This window comes from Sinomonas atrocyanea, assembly GCF_030811715.1.
Classification (GTDB): Bacteria; Actinomycetota; Actinomycetes; order Actinomycetales; family Micrococcaceae; genus Sinomonas; species Sinomonas atrocyanea_A.
In genome coordinates, this window is sequence record NZ_JAUSRH010000003.1 from 250,024 (window position 1) to 267,265 (window position 17,242).

Genomic DNA, 17,242 nt, shown 5'->3' on the forward strand with positions numbered 1-17,242 from the left:
TTTAGTTGGAGGGCCCCGGGGGCGTAGCTCAATGGTAGAGCGCCAGTCTTCCAAACTGGATACGCGGGTTCGATTCCCGTCGCCCCCTCGCCTGCACCGGGCCCTTCCTGCCATGGAGGGGCCCGTTTCCGTGCCCGGGGCAGATGTGCATTGGCTTGTCGCAGGCCTGTATCGTGGTCTGTGCACTAGACCGGGGTGTAGCTCAGCTTGGCTAGAGCGCCTGCTTTGGGAGCAGGAAGTCGCAGGTTCAAATCCTGTCACCCCGACAGTCGCGTCCTGAGGCATCACGCCCAGGGCGGCACCCATGATCCGACCATCCAGGAGAGCCACGCTGTGAAGAGCGCTGCCGAGAACCTCAGCCCCACGCGGGTCAAGCTCAACGTCGAGGTGACCCTCGACGAGCTGAAGCCCAACATCGATGCCGCCTACAAGTCCGTCGCCGAGCAGATCCAGGTGCCGGGCTTCCGCAAGGGCAAGGTCCCGGCCCGCCTCATCGACCAGCGCGTCGGCCGCGGCTACGTGCTCGAGACCGCCATCAACGAGGGCCTCAACGACTGGTACCAGCAGGCCGTCGCCGAGACCGGCATCCGTCCGCTCTCGCGCCCCGAGGTCGAGATCACCGAGGTCCCCGACCCGGCCGCCACCGAGGGCGAGCTGAAGTTCGCCGTCGAGGTCGACGTGCGCCCCGAGATCGAGCTCCCCGACTACGAGGGCCTCAAGGTCGACGTCGCTGCCGCCGAGACGAGCGACGACGACGTCCAGACCGCCCTCGACGAGCTCCGCGGGCGCTTCGGCACCCTCAAGCCGGTGGACCGCCCCGCGCAGGCCGCCGACTTCCTCACGATCGACATCTCCGCGTCGGTCGACGGCGAGCAGGTCGACTCGGCCTCGGGCCTGTCCTACGAGGTCGGCTCCGGCACCATGCTCGAGGGCCTCGACGAGGCCGTGACCGGCCTGTCCGAGGGCGAAGAGGCCGTCTTCGAGACCAAGCTCGCCGGCGGCGAGCACGCTGGCGAGACCGCTTCCGTGACGGTCAAGGTCACCGCGGTGAAGGAGCGCGAGCTCCCCGAGGCCGACGACGACTTCGCCCAGCTCGCCTCCGAGTTCGACACGATCGAGGAGCTCCGCGCCGACCTGGTCAAGCAGGCCGCCCAGTCGAAGGTCGTCGCCCAGGGCGTCGAGGCCCGCGACAAGGTCCTCGACAAGCTCGTCGAGCTGGTCGAGGTGCCGGTTCCGGAGAGCGTCGTGGCCGAGCAGGTCGAGGCGCACTTCAACCCGGCCAACGGCGGCCACGCGGCGGACGAGGACCACGACACCGACGAGCACCGCGCCGAGGTCAAGGCCAACACGGAGCGTGCCTTCAAGAACGAGGTCATCCTCGACGCGATCGCGGACAAGGAGGAAATCGGCGTCTCGCAGGGCGAGCTCATCGAGTACCTCGTCACCACCGCCAGCCAGTACGGCATGGACCCGAACCAGTTCGCCCAGATCATGGACCAGTCCGGCCAGGTCCCGATGATGGTCGGCGAGGTCCGCCGCCGCAAGGCCCTCGCCGCCGTGCTCGGCAAGGCCGAGGTGACCGACTCCGAGGGCAACGCGATCGACCTCAGCGAGTTCGTCCGCCCGCTCGACGAGGAGGAGGCCCCGGAGGCCGCCGAGGAGGAGCAGCAGTCCGAGGCGACGCCGAGCGACGACCCCGCCGCCGCGACGTTCTGACGCCGTCCGGGCCCGGCGCTTCTTGCCGGACCCGCACGCCGTACGAGGCCGCCGTCGGCCGTCCCGTGAAGGGACGGCGGCGGCGGCCTTCGTCGTCCCCGCCGCGGGGCGCATGCGCTTGAAGCGAACAGCGTGCAGGGCCGGAACAATGCGCCCGGGAAACCGGCTAATGTCCCTGTAGAACGAACCATCCCCAGTGCATCTGATCGAGAGGTATCGCACCATGCACCAGCAGGAGAAGTCGCCGAGCATGGCTGAGCCGGTCCAGGGGTCCGGCGGCCAAGACTACATCTACCAGCGGCTCCTCAAGGAGCGGATCATCTGGCTCGGATCGGAGGTGCGCGACGACAACGCGAACGCGATCTGCTCGCAGCTGCTCCTCCTCTCGGCCGAGGATCCCGAGAAGGACATCTACCTCTACATCAACTCGCCCGGCGGATCCGTCACGGCGGGCATGGCCATCTACGACACCATGCAGTACATCCCGAACGATGTCGTGACGGTGGCGACCGGCCTTGCCGCGTCCATGGGGCAGTTCCTGCTCTCCTCGGGCACGAAGGGCAAGCGCTACGCGACTCCGCACGCCCGCATCCTGATGCACCAGCCGTCGGGCGGCATCGGGGGCACGGCGTCGGACATCAAGATCCAGGCTGAGCTGATCCTGCACATGAAGCAGGTCATGGCCGAGCTGACCGCCGAGCAGACCGGGCAGCCCGTCGAGCGGATCCTCAAGGACAACGACCGCGACAAGTGGTTCACCGCCCAGGAGGCCCTCGAGTACGGCTTCTTCGACAAGATCGCCGAGCGCGCGGGCCATGTGTCCGGCGGCGGCGGGACCGACAAGTAGGACGCCCGGAAGGACTAGGAGCAACGAGATGAACTACAGCATGGGCGTCAACCCCGCAAACCTCCCCACGAGCCGCTACGTGCTCCCGCAGTTCGAGGAGCGCACTCCGTACGGCTTCAAGCGCCAGGACCCGTACACCAAGCTCTTCGAGGACCGCATCATCTTCATGGGCGTGCAGGTCGACGACGCCTCGGCGGACGACATCATGGCGCAGCTGCTTGTCCTCGAGGCCAACGACCCGGACCGCGACATCACGATGTACATCAACTCGCCGGGCGGATCGTTCACGGCCATGACCGCGATCTACGACACGATGCAGTTCATCCGCCCGGAGATCCAGACGGTGTGCCTCGGCATGGCGGCATCCGCGGCCGCGGTGATCCTCGCCGCGGGGACCCCGGGCAAGCGGCTCGCGCTGCCCAACTCGACCGTCATGATCCACCAGCCCTCGCTCGCCGGCGGCTCCGGGGGCCAGGCCACCGACCTCGAGATCCAGGCGCGCGAGGTGCTGCGCATGCGCGAGTGGCTCGAGCACACGTGGGCCAAGCACACGAACAAGACCCCGGACGACATCAGCCGGGACATCGAGCGCGACCTCTTCCTGACGGCGAGCGAGGCCAAGGACTACGGGCTCGTGGACGAGGTCCTCGAGTCCCGCAAGATCCGTCCGAGCGCCATCACCCGCTGACGCCGGCCGTGCCGTCGGCGCGGCGCCGCTGCCCGGTATTTCCGGCGGCCGGCGCCGTGCCGGGCATGGCGTCGAGTGCCGTGTCCTACGACGGCTGTCGGCGCGGTGGCCTACAGTGGGATGGTCAGACTTCTTCAGGAAGGGAATCGACGAATGGCGCGCATTGGTGAGAGCGCAGACCTGCTGAAGTGCTCCTTCTGCGGCAAGAGCCAGAAGCAGGTCCGGAAGCTCATTGCGGGCCCCGGCGTCTACATCTGCGACGAGTGCATCGAGCTGTGCAACGAGATCATCGAAGAGGAGCTCGCCGAAGTCTCCGATCTCGGTTCGTTCGAGCTTCCCAAGCCGCGCGAGATCTTCGACTTCCTCCAGGAGTACGTGATCGGTCAGGAGCCGGCCAAGCGGGCCCTCGCTGTCGCGGTCTACAACCATTACAAGCGCATCCAGTCGGGGCACGCCAGCAAGGGCGGATCCCTCGCCGATGCGCACGACGACGTCGAGATCGCCAAGTCCAACATCCTCCTCATCGGCCCCACCGGCTGCGGCAAGACCTACCTTGCCCAGACCCTCGCGCGCCGGCTCAACGTGCCGTTCGCCGTCGCGGACGCCACGGCCCTGACCGAGGCCGGCTACGTCGGCGAGGACGTCGAGAACATCCTGCTCAAGCTCATCCAGGCGGCGGACTACGACGTCAAGAAGGCCGAGCAGGGCATCATCTACATCGACGAGATCGACAAGATCTCGCGCAAGAGCGAGAACCCGTCGATCACCCGGGACGTCTCGGGCGAGGGCGTGCAGCAGGCCCTGCTGAAGATCCTCGAGGGGACGGTGGCCTCGGTCCCGCCCCAGGGCGGCCGCAAGCACCCGCACCAGGAGTTCATCCAGATCGACACGACCAACGTGCTCTTCATCGTCGCGGGCGCGTTCGCAGGCCTCGAGGAGATCATCGGGCAGCGCGCCGGCAAGAAGGGCATCGGCTTCGGAGCCCCGCTCAGCGCACTGACCAGCAAGGAGAGCTCCTACTCCGATGTGATGCCGGAGGACCTGCTCAAGTTCGGCCTCATCCCGGAGTTCATCGGCCGCCTCCCGGTGATCACCACGGTCGAGAACCTCGACCGCCCCGCGCTCATGCAGATCCTCACGGTGCCGAAGAACGCCCTCGTGAAGCAGTACGAGAAGATGTTCCAGCTCGACGGCGTGGACCTCCATTTCGAGGAGGGCGCCCTCGAGGCGATCGCGGACCTTGCGCTCGAGCGCGGAACCGGCGCCCGCGGGCTGCGCGCCATCATGGAAGAGGTGCTGCTCCCCGTGATGTTCGACCTCCCCAGCCGGGACGACATCTCCGGCGTCGTCATCACGCGCGGTGTCGTCGCCGGATCTGAGGAGCCGGACCTTATCCCGCACAGCGTCGTCAAGCGTCGCAACAAGTCAGCCTGATTCCCGCCGGCGGGCCGCTGCCTGCCGGACCGCCTGACCATGTCCAAGGAGCCGCCATGTCCACCCCTGCCGCCGCCACCCAGCGCGCCGACTTCTGGTTCGATCCCGCGTGCCCCTTCGCCTGGGTGACGTCGCGCTGGATCGAGGAAGTGGAGAAGGTCCGGGACATCGAGACGCGGTGGCACGTCATGAGCCTGTCCGTCCTCAATGAGGGCCGCGAGCTCGAGCACGACTACCAGCGTGCGATGGACGAGAACTGGGGCCCGGTCCGGGTCATCGTGGCGGCCGCTGAACTCCACGGCGCCGAGTACATCAAGCCGCTCTACGACGCCATGGGAACGCTCATCCACCACGAGAAGGTCACCGACCGCAGCGAGGTGATCCGCCGCGCGCTCGAGCAGGTCGGCCTGCCCGCCGATCTCGCCCAGTACGCCGAGTCCGAAGAGTTCGACCGCCAGCTGCGCGCGAGCCACCGGGAAGGCATCGAGAAGGTCGGGCAGGACGTCGGCACCCCGGTCGTGGCCATCAACGGCACCGCGTTCTTCGGACCCGTGATCACCCGGGTGCCCCGCGGCGAGGAGGCAGGCTCCCTGTGGGACGCGGCGGTCGGGCTCGCGGCGTTCCCGCACTTCTTCGAGCTCAAGCGCACCCGTACCGAGCGCCCTTCCGCCGACTGACTGCCGGGCCGCCGGCACCGGCGGAACTACCCCCGTGTAGTTAGCTGGACCCCCTTGAAACCGAGTGTGTCCGAGATCACAATGGAAGCACCCCATCGGAGACGATGAGGACGTGGAAACCGAAGATCCAGTGACAGCCGATTCGGCGCAGCCTCAGGCAAAGCCGTCGACTGGCCGCCAGTGACGGGACGGCAAGACCTGGATGCCGAGGAGTCCACCAGACTGCGAGAACGTCACCGAGCAGCCGAAAAGTCGAAGCCCCACCAACGCGAAAACGCTGATGGGGCTTCCCCTTTGCCCGCGGGCGCTACGCGTCAGCGAGCTGGACCTCGCTCACGCTCACCTCACCGGAACCGTCCCGGAGCTGGATCGAGCGCGCATTCGCCGCGGCCCGGAGGTCTCCCAGTCCCGCCTCGAGCTGCGGGAGCAGCTCGGCCGGAGCGGAGACGACGGCGGCGAGCACCTCGGTGCGCTGCTTGACCTTCGCCTCGGACTTGGCCTTGCGGATGCCGGAGAGCGCCAGCCCCACCGTCGGCAGCATGCCGCGGTCGCCGTCGGCGACGGGCACCGGGGCCGGCCACGGGGCGCGGTGGACCGAGCCCGCACGCCACCAGCTCCACACCTCGTCGGTCGCGAACGGCAGGACCGGAGCGAAGAGGCGCAGCACGGCGTCGAGCGTCGTCGCCAGGGCGGCGAGGACGGAGGCCTTCTGCTCCTCGCCCTGGGCGCCGTAGGCACGGTCCTTGATGAGCTCGACGTAGTCGTCCGTGAACTGCCAGAAGAACGACTCGGTCAGCTGGAGCGCCTTGGCCGGGTCGTACGCGGCGAAGGCCGCCCCGGCCTGCTCGACGACGTCCGCGAGCTGGGCAAGGAGAGCACGGTCGAGCGGGTTGACGAGCACGGGGTCCGAGCCGTCCGTGAGGACATCCGCCTCCGTCGCCCCGAGCCCGAGGACGAACTTGGAGGCGTTGAGGACCTTGATCGCGAGCCGCCGCCCGATCTTCATCTGGGCGACCTCGAACGCCGTGTCCGCGCCCAGCTTGGCGGAGGCCGCCCAGTAGCGCACGGCATCCGCGCCGTATTCCTCGAGGATGTCGGTCGGGACCACCACATTGCCCTTCGACTTGGACATCTTCTTCCGGTCCGGGTCGAGGACCCATCCGGAGATCGCCGCGTGCTTCCACGGCAGCGAGCCGTGGAGCTCCTGGGCGCGCACCACGGTCGAGAAGAGCCAGGTGCGGATGATCTCGTGGGCCTGCGGCCGCACGTCGAAGGGGAAGACGTTGGCGAAGAACTCCTCGTCCCGGCTCCAGCGCCCCACGATCTGCGGGGTGAGCGAGGAGGTGGCCCAGGTGTCCAGAACGTCGGGGTCACCGGTGAAACCGCCCGGGACGTCGCGCTGGTCCTCGGTGAAGCCGGGGGCCGGCTCCGCTACCGGATCGACCGGCAAGGACGCGTCGTCGGGCACGATCGGGGCCGCGTAGTCGGGGTTGCCCTCGGCGTCGAGCCGGTACCAGACCGGGATCGGGACACCGAAGAAGCGCTGGCGGGAGACGAGCCAGTCGCCGTTGAGGCCCTCGACCCAGTTCTCGTAGCGGGCGCGCATGAACGCCGGGTGCCACTCGAGCTCGCGTCCGCGCTGCACGAACGTCGCACGTCGCTCCTCGTCCCGGCCGCCGTTGCGGATGTACCACTGGCGGGAGGTCACCACCTCGAGCGGCTTGTCGCCCTTCTCATAGAAGTTCACCGGGTGGAGGATCTTCTTCGGCTCGCCGTCGAGCAGCCCCTGCTCCGCGAGCATCTCCACGACGGCCTCCTTCGCGGAGAAGGCAGTCTTGCCAGCGATCCGGGCATAGGCTGCGCGCCCCTCCTCGCCCGTGATCCACTCCGGCGTCTCGGCGGCGAGGCGGCCGTCGCGGCCGATGATCGGGCGGGTCGGCAGCTGCAGCTCGCGCCACCAGGTCACGTCGGTCAGGTCGCCGAACGTGCAGACCATCGCAATCCCCGAGCCCTTGTCCGGCTTGGCGAGCGCGTGGGGCCTGACCTCGACCTCCACGCCGAACAGCGGGGAGACGACGGTGGTGCCGAAGAGGTGCTGGTAGCGCTCGTCGTCGGGGTGTGCCACGAGGGCGGCGCAGGCGGCCAGCAGCTCGGGTCGGGTCGTCTCGATGTGCACCGCCTCGCCGTCGGGCGCGGTGAACGCGTAGCGGTAGTAGGCGCCCGGAACCTCGCGGTCCTCGAGCTCCGCCTGGGCGACCGCGGTGCGGAAGGTGACGTCCCAGAGGGTCGGCGCCTCGGCGAGGTAGGCGTCGCCGGCGGCGAAGTTCCGCAGGAACGCACGCTGCGACACCGCCCGGGAGGTGCCGTCGATGGTGCGGTAGGTCAGGCTCCAGTCGACCGAGAGGCCGAGGGTCTTGAACAGGTGCTCGAACACCTTCTCGTCCTCGACCGCGAGCTCCTCGCACAGCTCGATGAAGTTCTTCCGCGAGATGACGTCGAAGTCGCGCTGGTTCTTCGCCGGCTGGGCGGGGGGACGGTAGCCGGCGTCGTACGGGATGGCCGGATCGCAGCGGACGCCGTAATAGTTCTGGACGCGCCGCTCGGTGGGCAGGCCGTTGTCGTCCCAGCCCATGGGGTAGAAGACGTTCTTGCCCGTCATGCGCTGGTAGCGCGCGAGGAGGTCGGTCTGCGTGAAGGAGAACATGTGGCCGACGTGCAGGGACCCCGACGCCGTCGGCGGGGGCGTGTCGATCGAGTAGACGGCCTCGCGGGTCGTGTCGGGGTCGAACCGGTAGGTCTCCTCCGCGAGCCAGCGCTCCGTGAGCTTGGCCTCGAGCCCCTCGAGGGCTGGCTTGTCGGGGACGTTCGTCGGATTCACCGGGGTGCGGTCGGGCGTGTCTGTACCCGTGATGGCTGCTTCAGGCATGCCATCGATTCTTCCATGCTTTCTGCTCCACGTGGCCGCCCCGTGGCCCCGCGGCGCGGACGGTCCTAGCATGGCGGCATGGGCACCGTGGGGATCCGCAGGGTATACGAGCCTTCCCCGGAGGGGACCTTCCGCATTCTCGTGGACCGCATCTGGCCCCGCGGGCTGAGCAAGGACCGGGCCGGAGTGGACCTCTGGCTCAAGGACGTCGGTCCCTCCGACGGGCTCCGCATGTGGTTCGGCCACGACCCCGCCCGCTTCGAGGAGTTCGCGGCGAAGTACCGGCAGGAGCTCGACGGCGCCGACGCCTTCGACGAACTCAGGGCGACCCTGCGGGACCACGACAGCGTGGACCTCGTCTACTCGGCCAAGGACACCGAGCACAACCAGGCCGTGGTGCTCGCGGAGCTGCTCCGGGCACGCTGACCGGCCCGGCGCCGGGGGAGCGCGGTAGGTTGGGCGCATGACGACGACTGTGCCCCAGACTGACCACCGCTCCGCGATCGTGACGGGAGCGAGCACCGGGATCGGAGAGGCCACCGTGCGGGCCCTCGCTGCGGACGGCTGGCGGGTGTTCGCCGTGGCGCGGCGGGCCGAGCGGCTCGAAGGCCTCGCTGCCGAGACCGGGGCGGTCGCGGTCCCGGCCGACATCTCGGAGGACGACGACGTCGCGCGCCTCGTCTCCGCGGTCGCCGATGCCGGTGGGGCGGACACGCTGGTCAACATCGCCGGCGGCGCCCGGGGTACGGACTGGGTCGCAGAGGCGAAGACCGAGGACTGGGAGTGGATGCTCCGGTCCAACGTCCTCGGCACGATGAAGATCACGCGCGCGTTCCTGCCGATGCTCCGGGCGAACGGGCACGGCACTGTGCTCAACCTCACCTCGGTGGCCGCGCTCGTCTCGTATGAGGGCGGGGGCGGCTACAACGCCGCGAAGGCTGCCGAGCGGGCCATGACCCGGGCGCTGCGGCTCGAGGAGGCCGAGAACAATGTGCGCGTCATCGAGGTGCTGCCCGGCCTCGTCAAGACGGAGGAGTTCTCCCTGCGCCGCCTCGGCGGCAACGCAGAGGCGGCCGAGAAGGTGTACGAGGGCGTCGAGGAGCCGCTCACGGCGCAGGATGTGGCAGACATCGTCCGATACGCGGTGACCGTCCCGCACCACGTCAACCTCGATGAGATCGTGGTGCGGCCGGTCGCCCAGGCCGCGGCCCACAAGCTCATCCGCAAGGGCGCGTAGGGGCCGGCGGGGGCACTCACGCGCCGGCGGTGCGCGCGAGGAGTGCCGGCGCCGCGGCCAGCACGCCCGGGACGCGGGCGCGCGTCTGCGCGCCGACCGGCACCGCGCACGGCAGGAACGCCGCGACCTCGAACCCTCCTTCGCACAGCCCGGCCCGCAGCCAGCCGCCCGCGCGGTGGGCGCGCGAGGCCATCGACGCGATCCCGCGGCCCGGTCGGAGGATCTGGCCGATCGCGGTCTCCCCGGGCACGTTCAGCATCCGCACCCGGAGGCCCTCGGGCTGCCAGGCGACCTCGAGGCGCACGGGCCTGGACGAGTCGGCATGGCGCGCGGCGTTCTCGAGGGCGGTGCGCAGGATGGCGGTGGCGGCGGATCGGGTGGAACGCGGAACGTGCCTGCGGCGCCCGGTGTGCGCGATGTCGAGCCGCAGCCCGTCCGCGGCGGCTGCGGCGACCCACTCGGGCGCCGAGACGAGGGTCGGCAGCGACAGTGCCGGGGTGGTGCGCATCGTGGGCTCCTTAGTGCGCGCGCTGGGATGCGTCCATTGTGCGCGGCCCCCGCTGATTATTCCAGTCGCTGGAGATATTTCTCCTTTTCGACAGTCCAGAGCCCGAGTGCTTAGACTTGACACCACAGCGTCGACCCGGCCATCACCGGCGAGCTTCCGGAAGAACAGCGCCTCCCGCGCCAGTGGGGACGCCCAGTAGAACCGGACGGGCAGGCCCGTCACAGCCGTCAATGAGAGGCCCGCGCCAGTCGGCGCAGGCAAGTGAGGTGGTACCGCGGCCCCGTCCGGCAGATCCGGGTGGACGCCGTCCTCGCATCCAGCAGCACGAAGCGAGCCAGGATCCGAGTGAGCGTGTACCCCAAGGCCTCTGCAGCAGCCGCCCAGGACGCGGCGACGACCCATTCCGTGCGCTTCCCGGAGCTGGAGGAGCGCATCCTCGCGTACTGGGACGAGGACGGCACCTTCCAGGCATCGGTCGACGGCCGGGATGCCGGGCGCGACGGCGCCAACGAGTTCGTCTTCTACGACGGCCCGCCCTTCGCCAACGGGCTGCCGCACTACGGCCACCTGCTCACGGGCTACGCCAAGGACCTCGTGGCCCGGTACCAGACCCTGCGCGGCAAGCGCGTCGAGCGCCGGTTCGGCTGGGACACCCACGGCCTTCCCGCCGAGCTCGAGGCCATGAAGCAGCTCGGCATGAACCAGAAGTCGGACATCGATGCGATGGGCATCGACAAGTTCAACGACGCCTGCCGCGCCTCGGTCCTGAAGTACACCCACGAGTGGGAGGCCTACGTCAAGCGCCAGGCCCGCTGGGTCGATTTCGAGAACGACTACAAGACCCTCAACGTCGAGTACATGGAGTCCGTGATCTGGGCGTTCAAGACGCTCCACGAGAAGGGCCTCACGTACAGCGGCTACCGCGTGCTGCCGTACTGCTGGAACGACGAGACGCCGCTGTCCAACCACGAGCTGCGCATGGACGACGACGTCTACAAGGACCGCCAGGACCAGACCGTCACGGTCACGTTCCCGCTGCTCGCGGACGAATCGGAGACCTCCCGCGAGCTCGCGGGTGTCCTCGCCATCGCCTGGACCACCACGCCCTGGACGCTGCCCACCAACGCGGCGCTCGCCGTCGGGCCCGAGGTGCGCTACGCCGTCGTCCCCGCCGGTCCCGACGGCGTGAACGCGACCGGCGTCTCGCCGTTCGCCGCCGGCACGCGGTTCCTGCTCGCCGAGGACCTCCTCGCCTCCTACGCCAAGGACCTCGGGTACGAGAGCGCCGAGGACGCAGCCGCGGCCGTGGAGCGGACGTACCTGGGCACCGAGCTCGAGGGACTGCGGTACGAGCCGCTCTGGGACTACTTCGCCGACGCCGAGGTCTACGGCACCGCCAAGGCCTGGCGCATCCTCGTCGCCGACTACGTCACCACGACGGACGGCACGGGAATCGTCCACCAGGCTCCCGCCTACGGCGAGGACGACCAGCGCGTCTGCGAGGCCGCGGGCATCCCCGTGATCCTCTCCGTGGACGACGGCGCCCGGTTCCTGCCGCTGTTCGGCTCGCGCGAGGACGCGCCGCTGAAGGAGATCGTGGGCCTGCAGGTCTTCGAGGCCAACAAGCCCATCACCCGGGTACTGCGCGAGCAGGGCCGCCTCCTCAAGCAGGCCAGCTACGTGCACAGCTACCCGCACTGCTGGCGCTGCCGGAACCCCCTGATCTACCGCGCGGTCTCGAGCTGGTTCGTCGAGGTCACCAAGATCAAGGACCGCATGCTCGAGCTCAACGAGCAGATCACCTGGATCCCGGGCAACGTCAAGCACGGCCAGTTCGGGAAGTGGCTCGAGAACGCCCGCGACTGGTCGATCAGCCGCAACCGCTACTGGGGATCGCCCATCCCCGTGTGGGTCTCGGACAACCCGGAGTACCCGCGCACCGACGTCTACGGCTCGCTCGCCGAGCTCAAGGCCGACTTCGGCCGCCTCCCGCTCAACCACGAGGGCAAGCCGGACCTCCACCGGCCCTTCATCGACGAGCTCACCCGGCCCAATCCGGACGACCCCACGGGCCGCTCGACGATGCGCCGCGTCCCCGACGTCCTGGACGTCTGGTTCGACTCCGGGTCGATGCCGTACGCCCAGGTCCACTACCCGTACGAGAACCAGGAATGGTTCGAGACGCACAACCCCGGCGACTTCATCGTCGAGTACATCGGCCAGACCCGCGGGTGGTTCTACACGCTGCACATCCTCGCGACGGCGCTCTTCGACCGTCCAGCGTTCCGCAACGTGATCAGCCACGGGATTGTGCTCGGCTCGGATGGGCAGAAGATGTCCAAGAGCCTGCGCAACTACCCGGATGTCTCCGAGGTGCTGGACCGCGACGGCTCCGACGCGATGCGCTGGTTCCTCATGGCCAGCCCGATCCTGCGCGGCGGCAACCTCATCGTCACCGAGCAGGGCATCCGCGACGGCGTGCGCCAGGTCATCCTGCCGCTGTGGAACGTGTACAGCTTCTTCACGCTCTACGCCAACGCCGCCCGCAGCCCGCGCGACGGCGCTGCCGGCTTCGAGGCGGACCTCCGCCACGACGGCTACACCGACCCGCTGGACCGCTACCTGATGGCCCAGACCGGCCGCCTCGTGCGCGGGATGCAGCTCCACCTCGACGCCTATGACATCTCCACCGCGTGCGACGTGCTGCGCGAGTACCTGGACATGCTCACCAACTGGTACGTGCGCAGGTCCCGCCAGCGGTTCTTCGACGAGGACGCCGACGCGTTCGACGCCCTCTTCACCGCGCTCGAGGCGGTGTGCCGCGTCGCGGCGCCGCTGCTGCCCCTCGTCACCGAGGAGATCTGGCGCGGACTCACCGGCGGCCGCTCGGTGCACCTCACCGACTGGCCGGACGCCGCGCTCTTCGCCGACGACGCCGCGCTCGTCGAGCAGATGGACCGCACCCAGGCCGTGTGCTCCGCCGGGTCGTCCCTGCGCAAGGCCGCGAAGCTGCGGGTGCGCCTGCCGCTCGCGGCGATGACCGTCGTCGTGCCCGGCGCCGCGGACCTCGCAGGCTCGGAGGCGGTCATCGCGGACGAGCTCAACCTCAAGTCCGTCCGGCTCCTCGACGCCGCCGAGGCCAGCGAGGAGGAGTTCGGCATCGAGCGCCGGCTCGTGGTCAACGCCCGCGCCGCCGGCCCGCGCCTCGGCAAGGGCGTCCAGACGGCGATCAAGGGCTCGAAGTCGGGGGACTGGTCGGTGGCCGACGACGGCTCCGTCACCGCCGGCGGCATCGCCCTCGAGCCGCACGAGTACACGCTCGAGACCGTCGTCGACCCGGCGAAGGCCGGCGAGCACGCCGCCGTCGCGATGCTCCCGGGCGGCGGGTTCGTGGTCCTCGACACGGGCCTCACCCCGGAGCTCGAGGCCGAGGGCCTGGCCCGAGACCTCGTGCGCGTGATCCAGCAGGCGCGAAAGGAGGCCGACCTCGCCGTCGGCGACCGCATCCGCGCGAGCGTCACCGCGAAGGCCCACGTCATCGCCGCGGCCCGCGAGCACGCCGAACTGCTCCGGGGGGAGACCCTCGCGGTCGAGCTCGAGCTGCTCGTGGCCGACGTCGAGCCCTCGGCGCTCGTCGAGCGCGTCGGCGCCGAGGAGACCGCCAAGTGAGCGACATTCCGCAGCAGGCCCAGGAGCCGACCACGGTCGAGGAGGTCTATGCGCTGCTCCTCGCCAGGGCGCCCGAGAACAAGATGGAGCCGCGCCTCGCGCCCCTTTTCCGGGCGATGGACGTGCTCGGGGAACCCCATCGCGCCTTCCCGATCATCCACATCACGGGCACCAACGGGAAGACGTCCACGGCGCGCATGATCGAGGCCGGCCTGCGGGCCCACGGGCTGCGCACCGGCCGGTACACGAGCCCGCACCTGGCCCGGGTCACGGAACGGATCAGCCTCGACGGGGCGCCGGTGCCGGACGCGACCTTCGTGCGGATCTGGAACGAGATCAGCCCCTATCTGGAGATCGTGGACGCGGAGCTCGTGGCGGCCGGCGAGCCGCGCCTGACGTACTTCGAGTGCGTGACGATCCTCGGCTTCGCCGTCTTCGCGGACGAGCCCGTCGACGTGGCGGTCATCGAAGTCGGACTGGGCGGCATCACCGACGCCACCAACGTCGGCGACGGCGCGGTCTCGGTCGTCACCCCCATCTCGCTCGACCACACCGACCTGCTGGGGGACACCGTCGAGGACATCGCGCGCGAGAAGGCCGGCATCATCAAGCGCGGCGGCTTCCTCGTGAGCGCCGCGCAGCCCCGCGGCGCCGCGCAGGTGCTCCTCGAGAAGGCCCGCGAGGTGGGCGTGCCGCACCGCTTCGAGGGGGTGGAGTTCGGCGTCGAGTCCCGCTCGCTCGCCGTCGGCGGCCAGCTCGTCACCGTGCGCGGCCTCGCCGGCCGGTACAAGGACCTCGCGGTGCCGCTGCACGGCGCCCACCAGGCGGAGAACGCCGCCGTGGCCGTGGCCGCGCTCGAGGCCTTCCTCGGCGGCGGGGAGCGGGAACTGTCAGTGGACGTGCTGCGCGAGGGGTTCGCCGAGGTCAGCTCGCCGGGCCGGCTCGAGACCGTGCGGACGTCCCCGACGATCATCGTGGACGCCGCGCACAACCCGGACGGGATCCGGGTGAGCGCGCAGGCCCTCAAGGAGGCGTTCGACTTCTCGACCCTCGTCATCGTCTTGGGCGTGCTGCGCGAGAAGGACGCCGAGGAGATCCTGCGGACCCTCGAGGAGGAGTTCGCGGAGGAGCGCGTGGAGTACTGCTTCACCCAGTCGGCGTCGCCGCGCGCCATCCCGGCGGAGGAGCTCGCCGAGCTGGCCCTCGACCTCGGATTCGACGAGGACGCCGTCCATGTCGAGGAGAAGCTCGACGACGCGATCGCGTACGCGGTCGAGCGCGCGGATGCCACCGAGGACTTCGCCGGCGGCGTCCTCATCACGGGATCGATCACGGTGGTGGGCGAGGCCCGCACCCTGCTCGGGAAGGACGCCTCATGATGGCCAGGCTCACGAGGGCCCAGCGCGAATGGCGCCCGGGCATGCCCACGAAGCGCCGCTCAGTCCGGGTCATGTTCGCCTCGGTGCTCCTGCTCACCGAGGCCTTCGTGGTGTTCTTCGCCACGCTCGTGCTGTTCGGACTGCGCGCGCACGACCTCGGCGCCGGAACCGTCCTCGGCGGCGGGTTCGGGCTGTTCGCCGTGTTCGTGCTCGCGTGCGCCGTGGTCTCCCGGCCGTGGGGCCTGGCCCTCGGATGGATCCTGCAGTTGGTCCTCGTGGCCCTCGGCTTCTTCGAGCCGATGATGTTCCTCGTCGGCGGCATCCTGCTGGTGACGTGGTTCTTCGCGATCCGCACCGGGGCGCGCCTCGACCGGGAGAACGTCCAGCGCGACCGCGAGCAGGCCGAGTGGGAGCGCACCCACCCCGAGGGCGGTCCGGCCGGGACCGGCGCCGCCTGATCAGTAGACTGGGCGGGAAAACCGGCCCCTTCACCCAGGAGTACCTGTGACCACCGAACGCACCCTTGTCCTCGTCAAGCCCGACGGTGTCTCCCGCGGCCTGACCGCCGCCATCCTCGCCCGCGTCGAGGCGAAGGGCTACCGCCTCGCGGCCCTCGAGCAGCTCACGCCGAGCCGCGAGCTGCTCGCCTCGCACTACGCCGAGCACGAGGGCAAGCCCTTCTACGAGCCGCTGCTCGAGTTCATGGCGAGCGGCCCGGTCGTCGCCGCGATCTTCGAGGGCGAGCGTGTCATCGAGGGCTTCCGCTCGCTCGCCGGCGCGACCGATCCGACCGCCGCGGCGCCGGGCACCATCCGCGGCGACTTCGGCCGCGACTGGGGCCTGAAGGTCCAGCAGAACCTCGTCCACGGCTCCGACTCGCCCGAGTCCGCCGAGCGCGAGATCGGCATCTGGTTCTCCCGCTGACCCCCGGTTCCGGGTACGCATCTCGACGCTGACCCCCGGTTCCGGGTACGCATCTCGATGCTGACCCCCGGTTCCGGGTACGCGCTTCTGGACCCGCTCTTTCACGAGAGGCAGTACGACGACGGCCGGTGCCTTCCGTACGGAAGGTGCCGGCCGTCGTCGTACCCGGGACGCCGAAGAGGCGACGAGATGCGTACCCGAAACTGCGAGGGGGCTACATGGTGGACGGCACGAACAGGTTCAGGAAGCGGAAGAAGATCGTCGCGATGACTGCGATGTAGAGGACGGCAACCGTCACCCAGCCCCAGTCGGCGAGGCCCTTCGCCAGCCGGGCCGGCGCGGGGATGACGCCGTGTGCCAGATTGCGGGCCGTGGTCCAGACGAAGAGGGGGATCATCATGGCCCACACGATCATGCACAGCGGGCACAGGATCCCGATGGCGTAGAGGGCCTGGCTCCACAGCCAGACGACGAAGACGAAGCCGAGCGTGACGCCGACCTGCAGGCCGATCCAGAACCACCGGCTGAACCGCGCCCCGGCCAGCAGCGCCATCGCCACCGTGATCGTGACGGCGAAGGCCACGATCCCGATGAACATGTTCGGGAACCCGAACAGCGAGCTCTGCCAGGTGCTCATGACCTCGCCGCAGGAGATCCACGGGTTCACGTCGCAGATCGTGGTGTGGCTGGGGTTGATGAGCTTCTCGATCTTCTCGAGCACGAGTTCGCCCGAGGCAAGCCAGCCGACAACGCTCGTGACCAGCATCAGCCACGCGAATGGGACGGTGCGGGTCATGACGTGCCGGTCGCCGTCACGGAGGGCGGTCCCGTCCTCGTCCGCCTCACGGGGCTCGGGCGCGGTCGTTGCCCGGCTCGGGCTGCTCTGGGGAGTCATGGAAGTCCTTCCTGCGGGATGCTCCGATTCTAGGCGGCCCGTCTGGGCGATCACTGGAGCCCGTCCCCTCCCGCCGGCACAGGCCCTGCCCGCGCGGCCCGGCGGGTCCGGGCGCGCCCTTCCGGATCATGCCGGGCCGGCATGTGAGACAATGCCAGTGGCCGGACGCTGATCCACATGCAGCGCCCGGTCCGGTGCTCAGCGAGAAGACCGCCGCCCCGTTCCCGTCCGGATCCACCGATCCCGACCGGGAGGCGCGGGCCAGAGCGGCACCTGCCCGGCCTCGACCGCTGGCGGGTAGCAACGCGGTGCCGGCCCGCGCGGGAGTCCGCGGGGGCACAG

At 69.7% G+C, this 17,242-nt stretch carries 14 protein-coding genes and 2 tRNA genes; 13 read left to right on the plus strand and 3 right to left on the minus strand.

The features are described 5' to 3' along the window. The first annotated feature begins 17 nt into the window (after positions 1-17). From J2W21_RS06650 to J2W21_RS06680, 7 genes are all read left to right on the plus strand, one after another. Positions 18-88 (plus strand) — tRNA-Gly (locus J2W21_RS06650). Positions 89-191: 103 nt separating this feature from the next. Continuing rightward, a tRNA-Pro gene (locus J2W21_RS06655) sits at positions 192-266 on the plus strand. Between the two features lie 67 nt (positions 267-333). After that, positions 334-1,716 (plus strand): trigger factor, encoded by a 1,383-nt coding sequence (gene tig / locus J2W21_RS06660; RefSeq protein ID WP_307113708.1) that lies wholly within the window; start codon positions 334-336, stop codon positions 1,714-1,716. Positions 1,717-1,939: 223 nt separating this feature from the next. Then, positions 1,940-2,563: an ATP-dependent Clp protease proteolytic subunit gene (locus tag J2W21_RS06665; RefSeq protein WP_307113709.1), complete on the plus strand. Its 624-nt coding sequence runs from the start codon at positions 1,940-1,942 to the stop codon at positions 2,561-2,563. A 28-nt stretch (positions 2,564-2,591) separates the two neighbouring features. After that, a complete protein-coding gene (locus J2W21_RS06670; protein ID WP_307113710.1) occupies positions 2,592-3,251 on the plus strand; it encodes an ATP-dependent Clp protease proteolytic subunit in 660 nt (219 codons plus the stop codon). A 153-nt stretch (positions 3,252-3,404) separates the two neighbouring features. After that, a complete protein-coding gene (gene clpX / locus J2W21_RS06675) occupies positions 3,405-4,685 on the plus strand; it encodes an ATP-dependent Clp protease ATP-binding subunit ClpX (protein ID WP_066498187.1) in 1,281 nt (426 codons plus the stop codon). 56 nt (positions 4,686-4,741) lie between these two features. Continuing rightward, positions 4,742-5,362 (plus strand): mycothiol-dependent nitroreductase Rv2466c family protein, encoded by a 621-nt coding sequence (locus J2W21_RS06680; protein WP_307113711.1) that lies wholly within the window; start codon positions 4,742-4,744, stop codon positions 5,360-5,362. A gap of 307 nt (positions 5,363-5,669) precedes the next feature. Here the strand turns inward: J2W21_RS06680 and valS are convergent, their stop codons facing one another. Then, positions 5,670-8,288, minus strand: a complete 2,619-nt coding sequence (valS, locus tag J2W21_RS06685; RefSeq protein ID WP_307113712.1) for a valine--tRNA ligase — start codon at positions 8,286-8,288, stop codon at positions 5,670-5,672. Between the two features lie 78 nt (positions 8,289-8,366). Between valS and J2W21_RS06690 the strand changes: the two genes are divergently transcribed. Both J2W21_RS06690 and J2W21_RS06695 read left to right on the plus strand, forming a co-directional pair. Continuing rightward, positions 8,367-8,714: a DUF488 domain-containing protein gene (locus tag J2W21_RS06690; RefSeq protein ID WP_307113713.1), complete on the plus strand. Its 348-nt coding sequence runs from the start codon at positions 8,367-8,369 to the stop codon at positions 8,712-8,714. A gap of 37 nt (positions 8,715-8,751) precedes the next feature. Further along, positions 8,752-9,525, plus strand: a complete 774-nt coding sequence (locus J2W21_RS06695; RefSeq protein WP_307113714.1) for an SDR family oxidoreductase — start codon at positions 8,752-8,754, stop codon at positions 9,523-9,525. 16 nt (positions 9,526-9,541) lie between these two features. On the opposite strand, the gene J2W21_RS06700 is transcribed toward J2W21_RS06695, so the two are convergent. Continuing rightward, a complete protein-coding gene (locus J2W21_RS06700; protein ID WP_307113715.1) occupies positions 9,542-10,033 on the minus strand; it encodes a hypothetical protein in 492 nt (163 codons plus the stop codon). Between the two features lie 345 nt (positions 10,034-10,378). Here J2W21_RS06700 and ileS point away from each other — a divergent pair, with 345 nt between their 5' ends. The 4 genes from ileS to ndk are packed head-to-tail and all read left to right on the plus strand — an operon-like array spanning position 10,379 to position 16,005. After that, on the plus strand, positions 10,379-13,702 hold the full coding sequence (ileS, locus tag J2W21_RS06705; RefSeq protein ID WP_307113716.1) for an isoleucine--tRNA ligase: 3,324 nt from the start codon (positions 10,379-10,381) through the stop codon (positions 13,700-13,702). After that, on the plus strand, positions 13,699-15,081 hold the full coding sequence (locus J2W21_RS06710; RefSeq protein WP_307113717.1) for a bifunctional folylpolyglutamate synthase/dihydrofolate synthase: 1,383 nt from the start codon (positions 13,699-13,701) through the stop codon (positions 15,079-15,081). The genes ileS and J2W21_RS06710 overlap by 4 nt, the downstream gene beginning before the upstream one ends. Continuing rightward, entirely contained in the window at positions 15,081-15,539 is a 459-nt protein-coding gene (locus J2W21_RS06715) for a DUF4233 domain-containing protein (protein WP_307113974.1), read from the plus strand. Before J2W21_RS06710 ends, J2W21_RS06715 begins: the two co-directional genes overlap by 1 nt. A gap of 46 nt (positions 15,540-15,585) precedes the next feature. After that, complete coding sequence (gene ndk / locus J2W21_RS06720; protein ID WP_307113718.1) at positions 15,586-16,005, plus strand: nucleoside-diphosphate kinase; 420 nt, start codon at positions 15,586-15,588, stop codon at positions 16,003-16,005. Positions 16,006-16,219: 214 nt separating this feature from the next. Here ndk and J2W21_RS06725 read toward each other — a convergent pair whose 3' ends face one another. Then, entirely contained in the window at positions 16,220-16,900 is a 681-nt protein-coding gene (locus J2W21_RS06725) for a vitamin K epoxide reductase family protein (protein WP_307113719.1), read from the minus strand. Positions 16,901-17,242 lie beyond the last annotated feature (342 nt).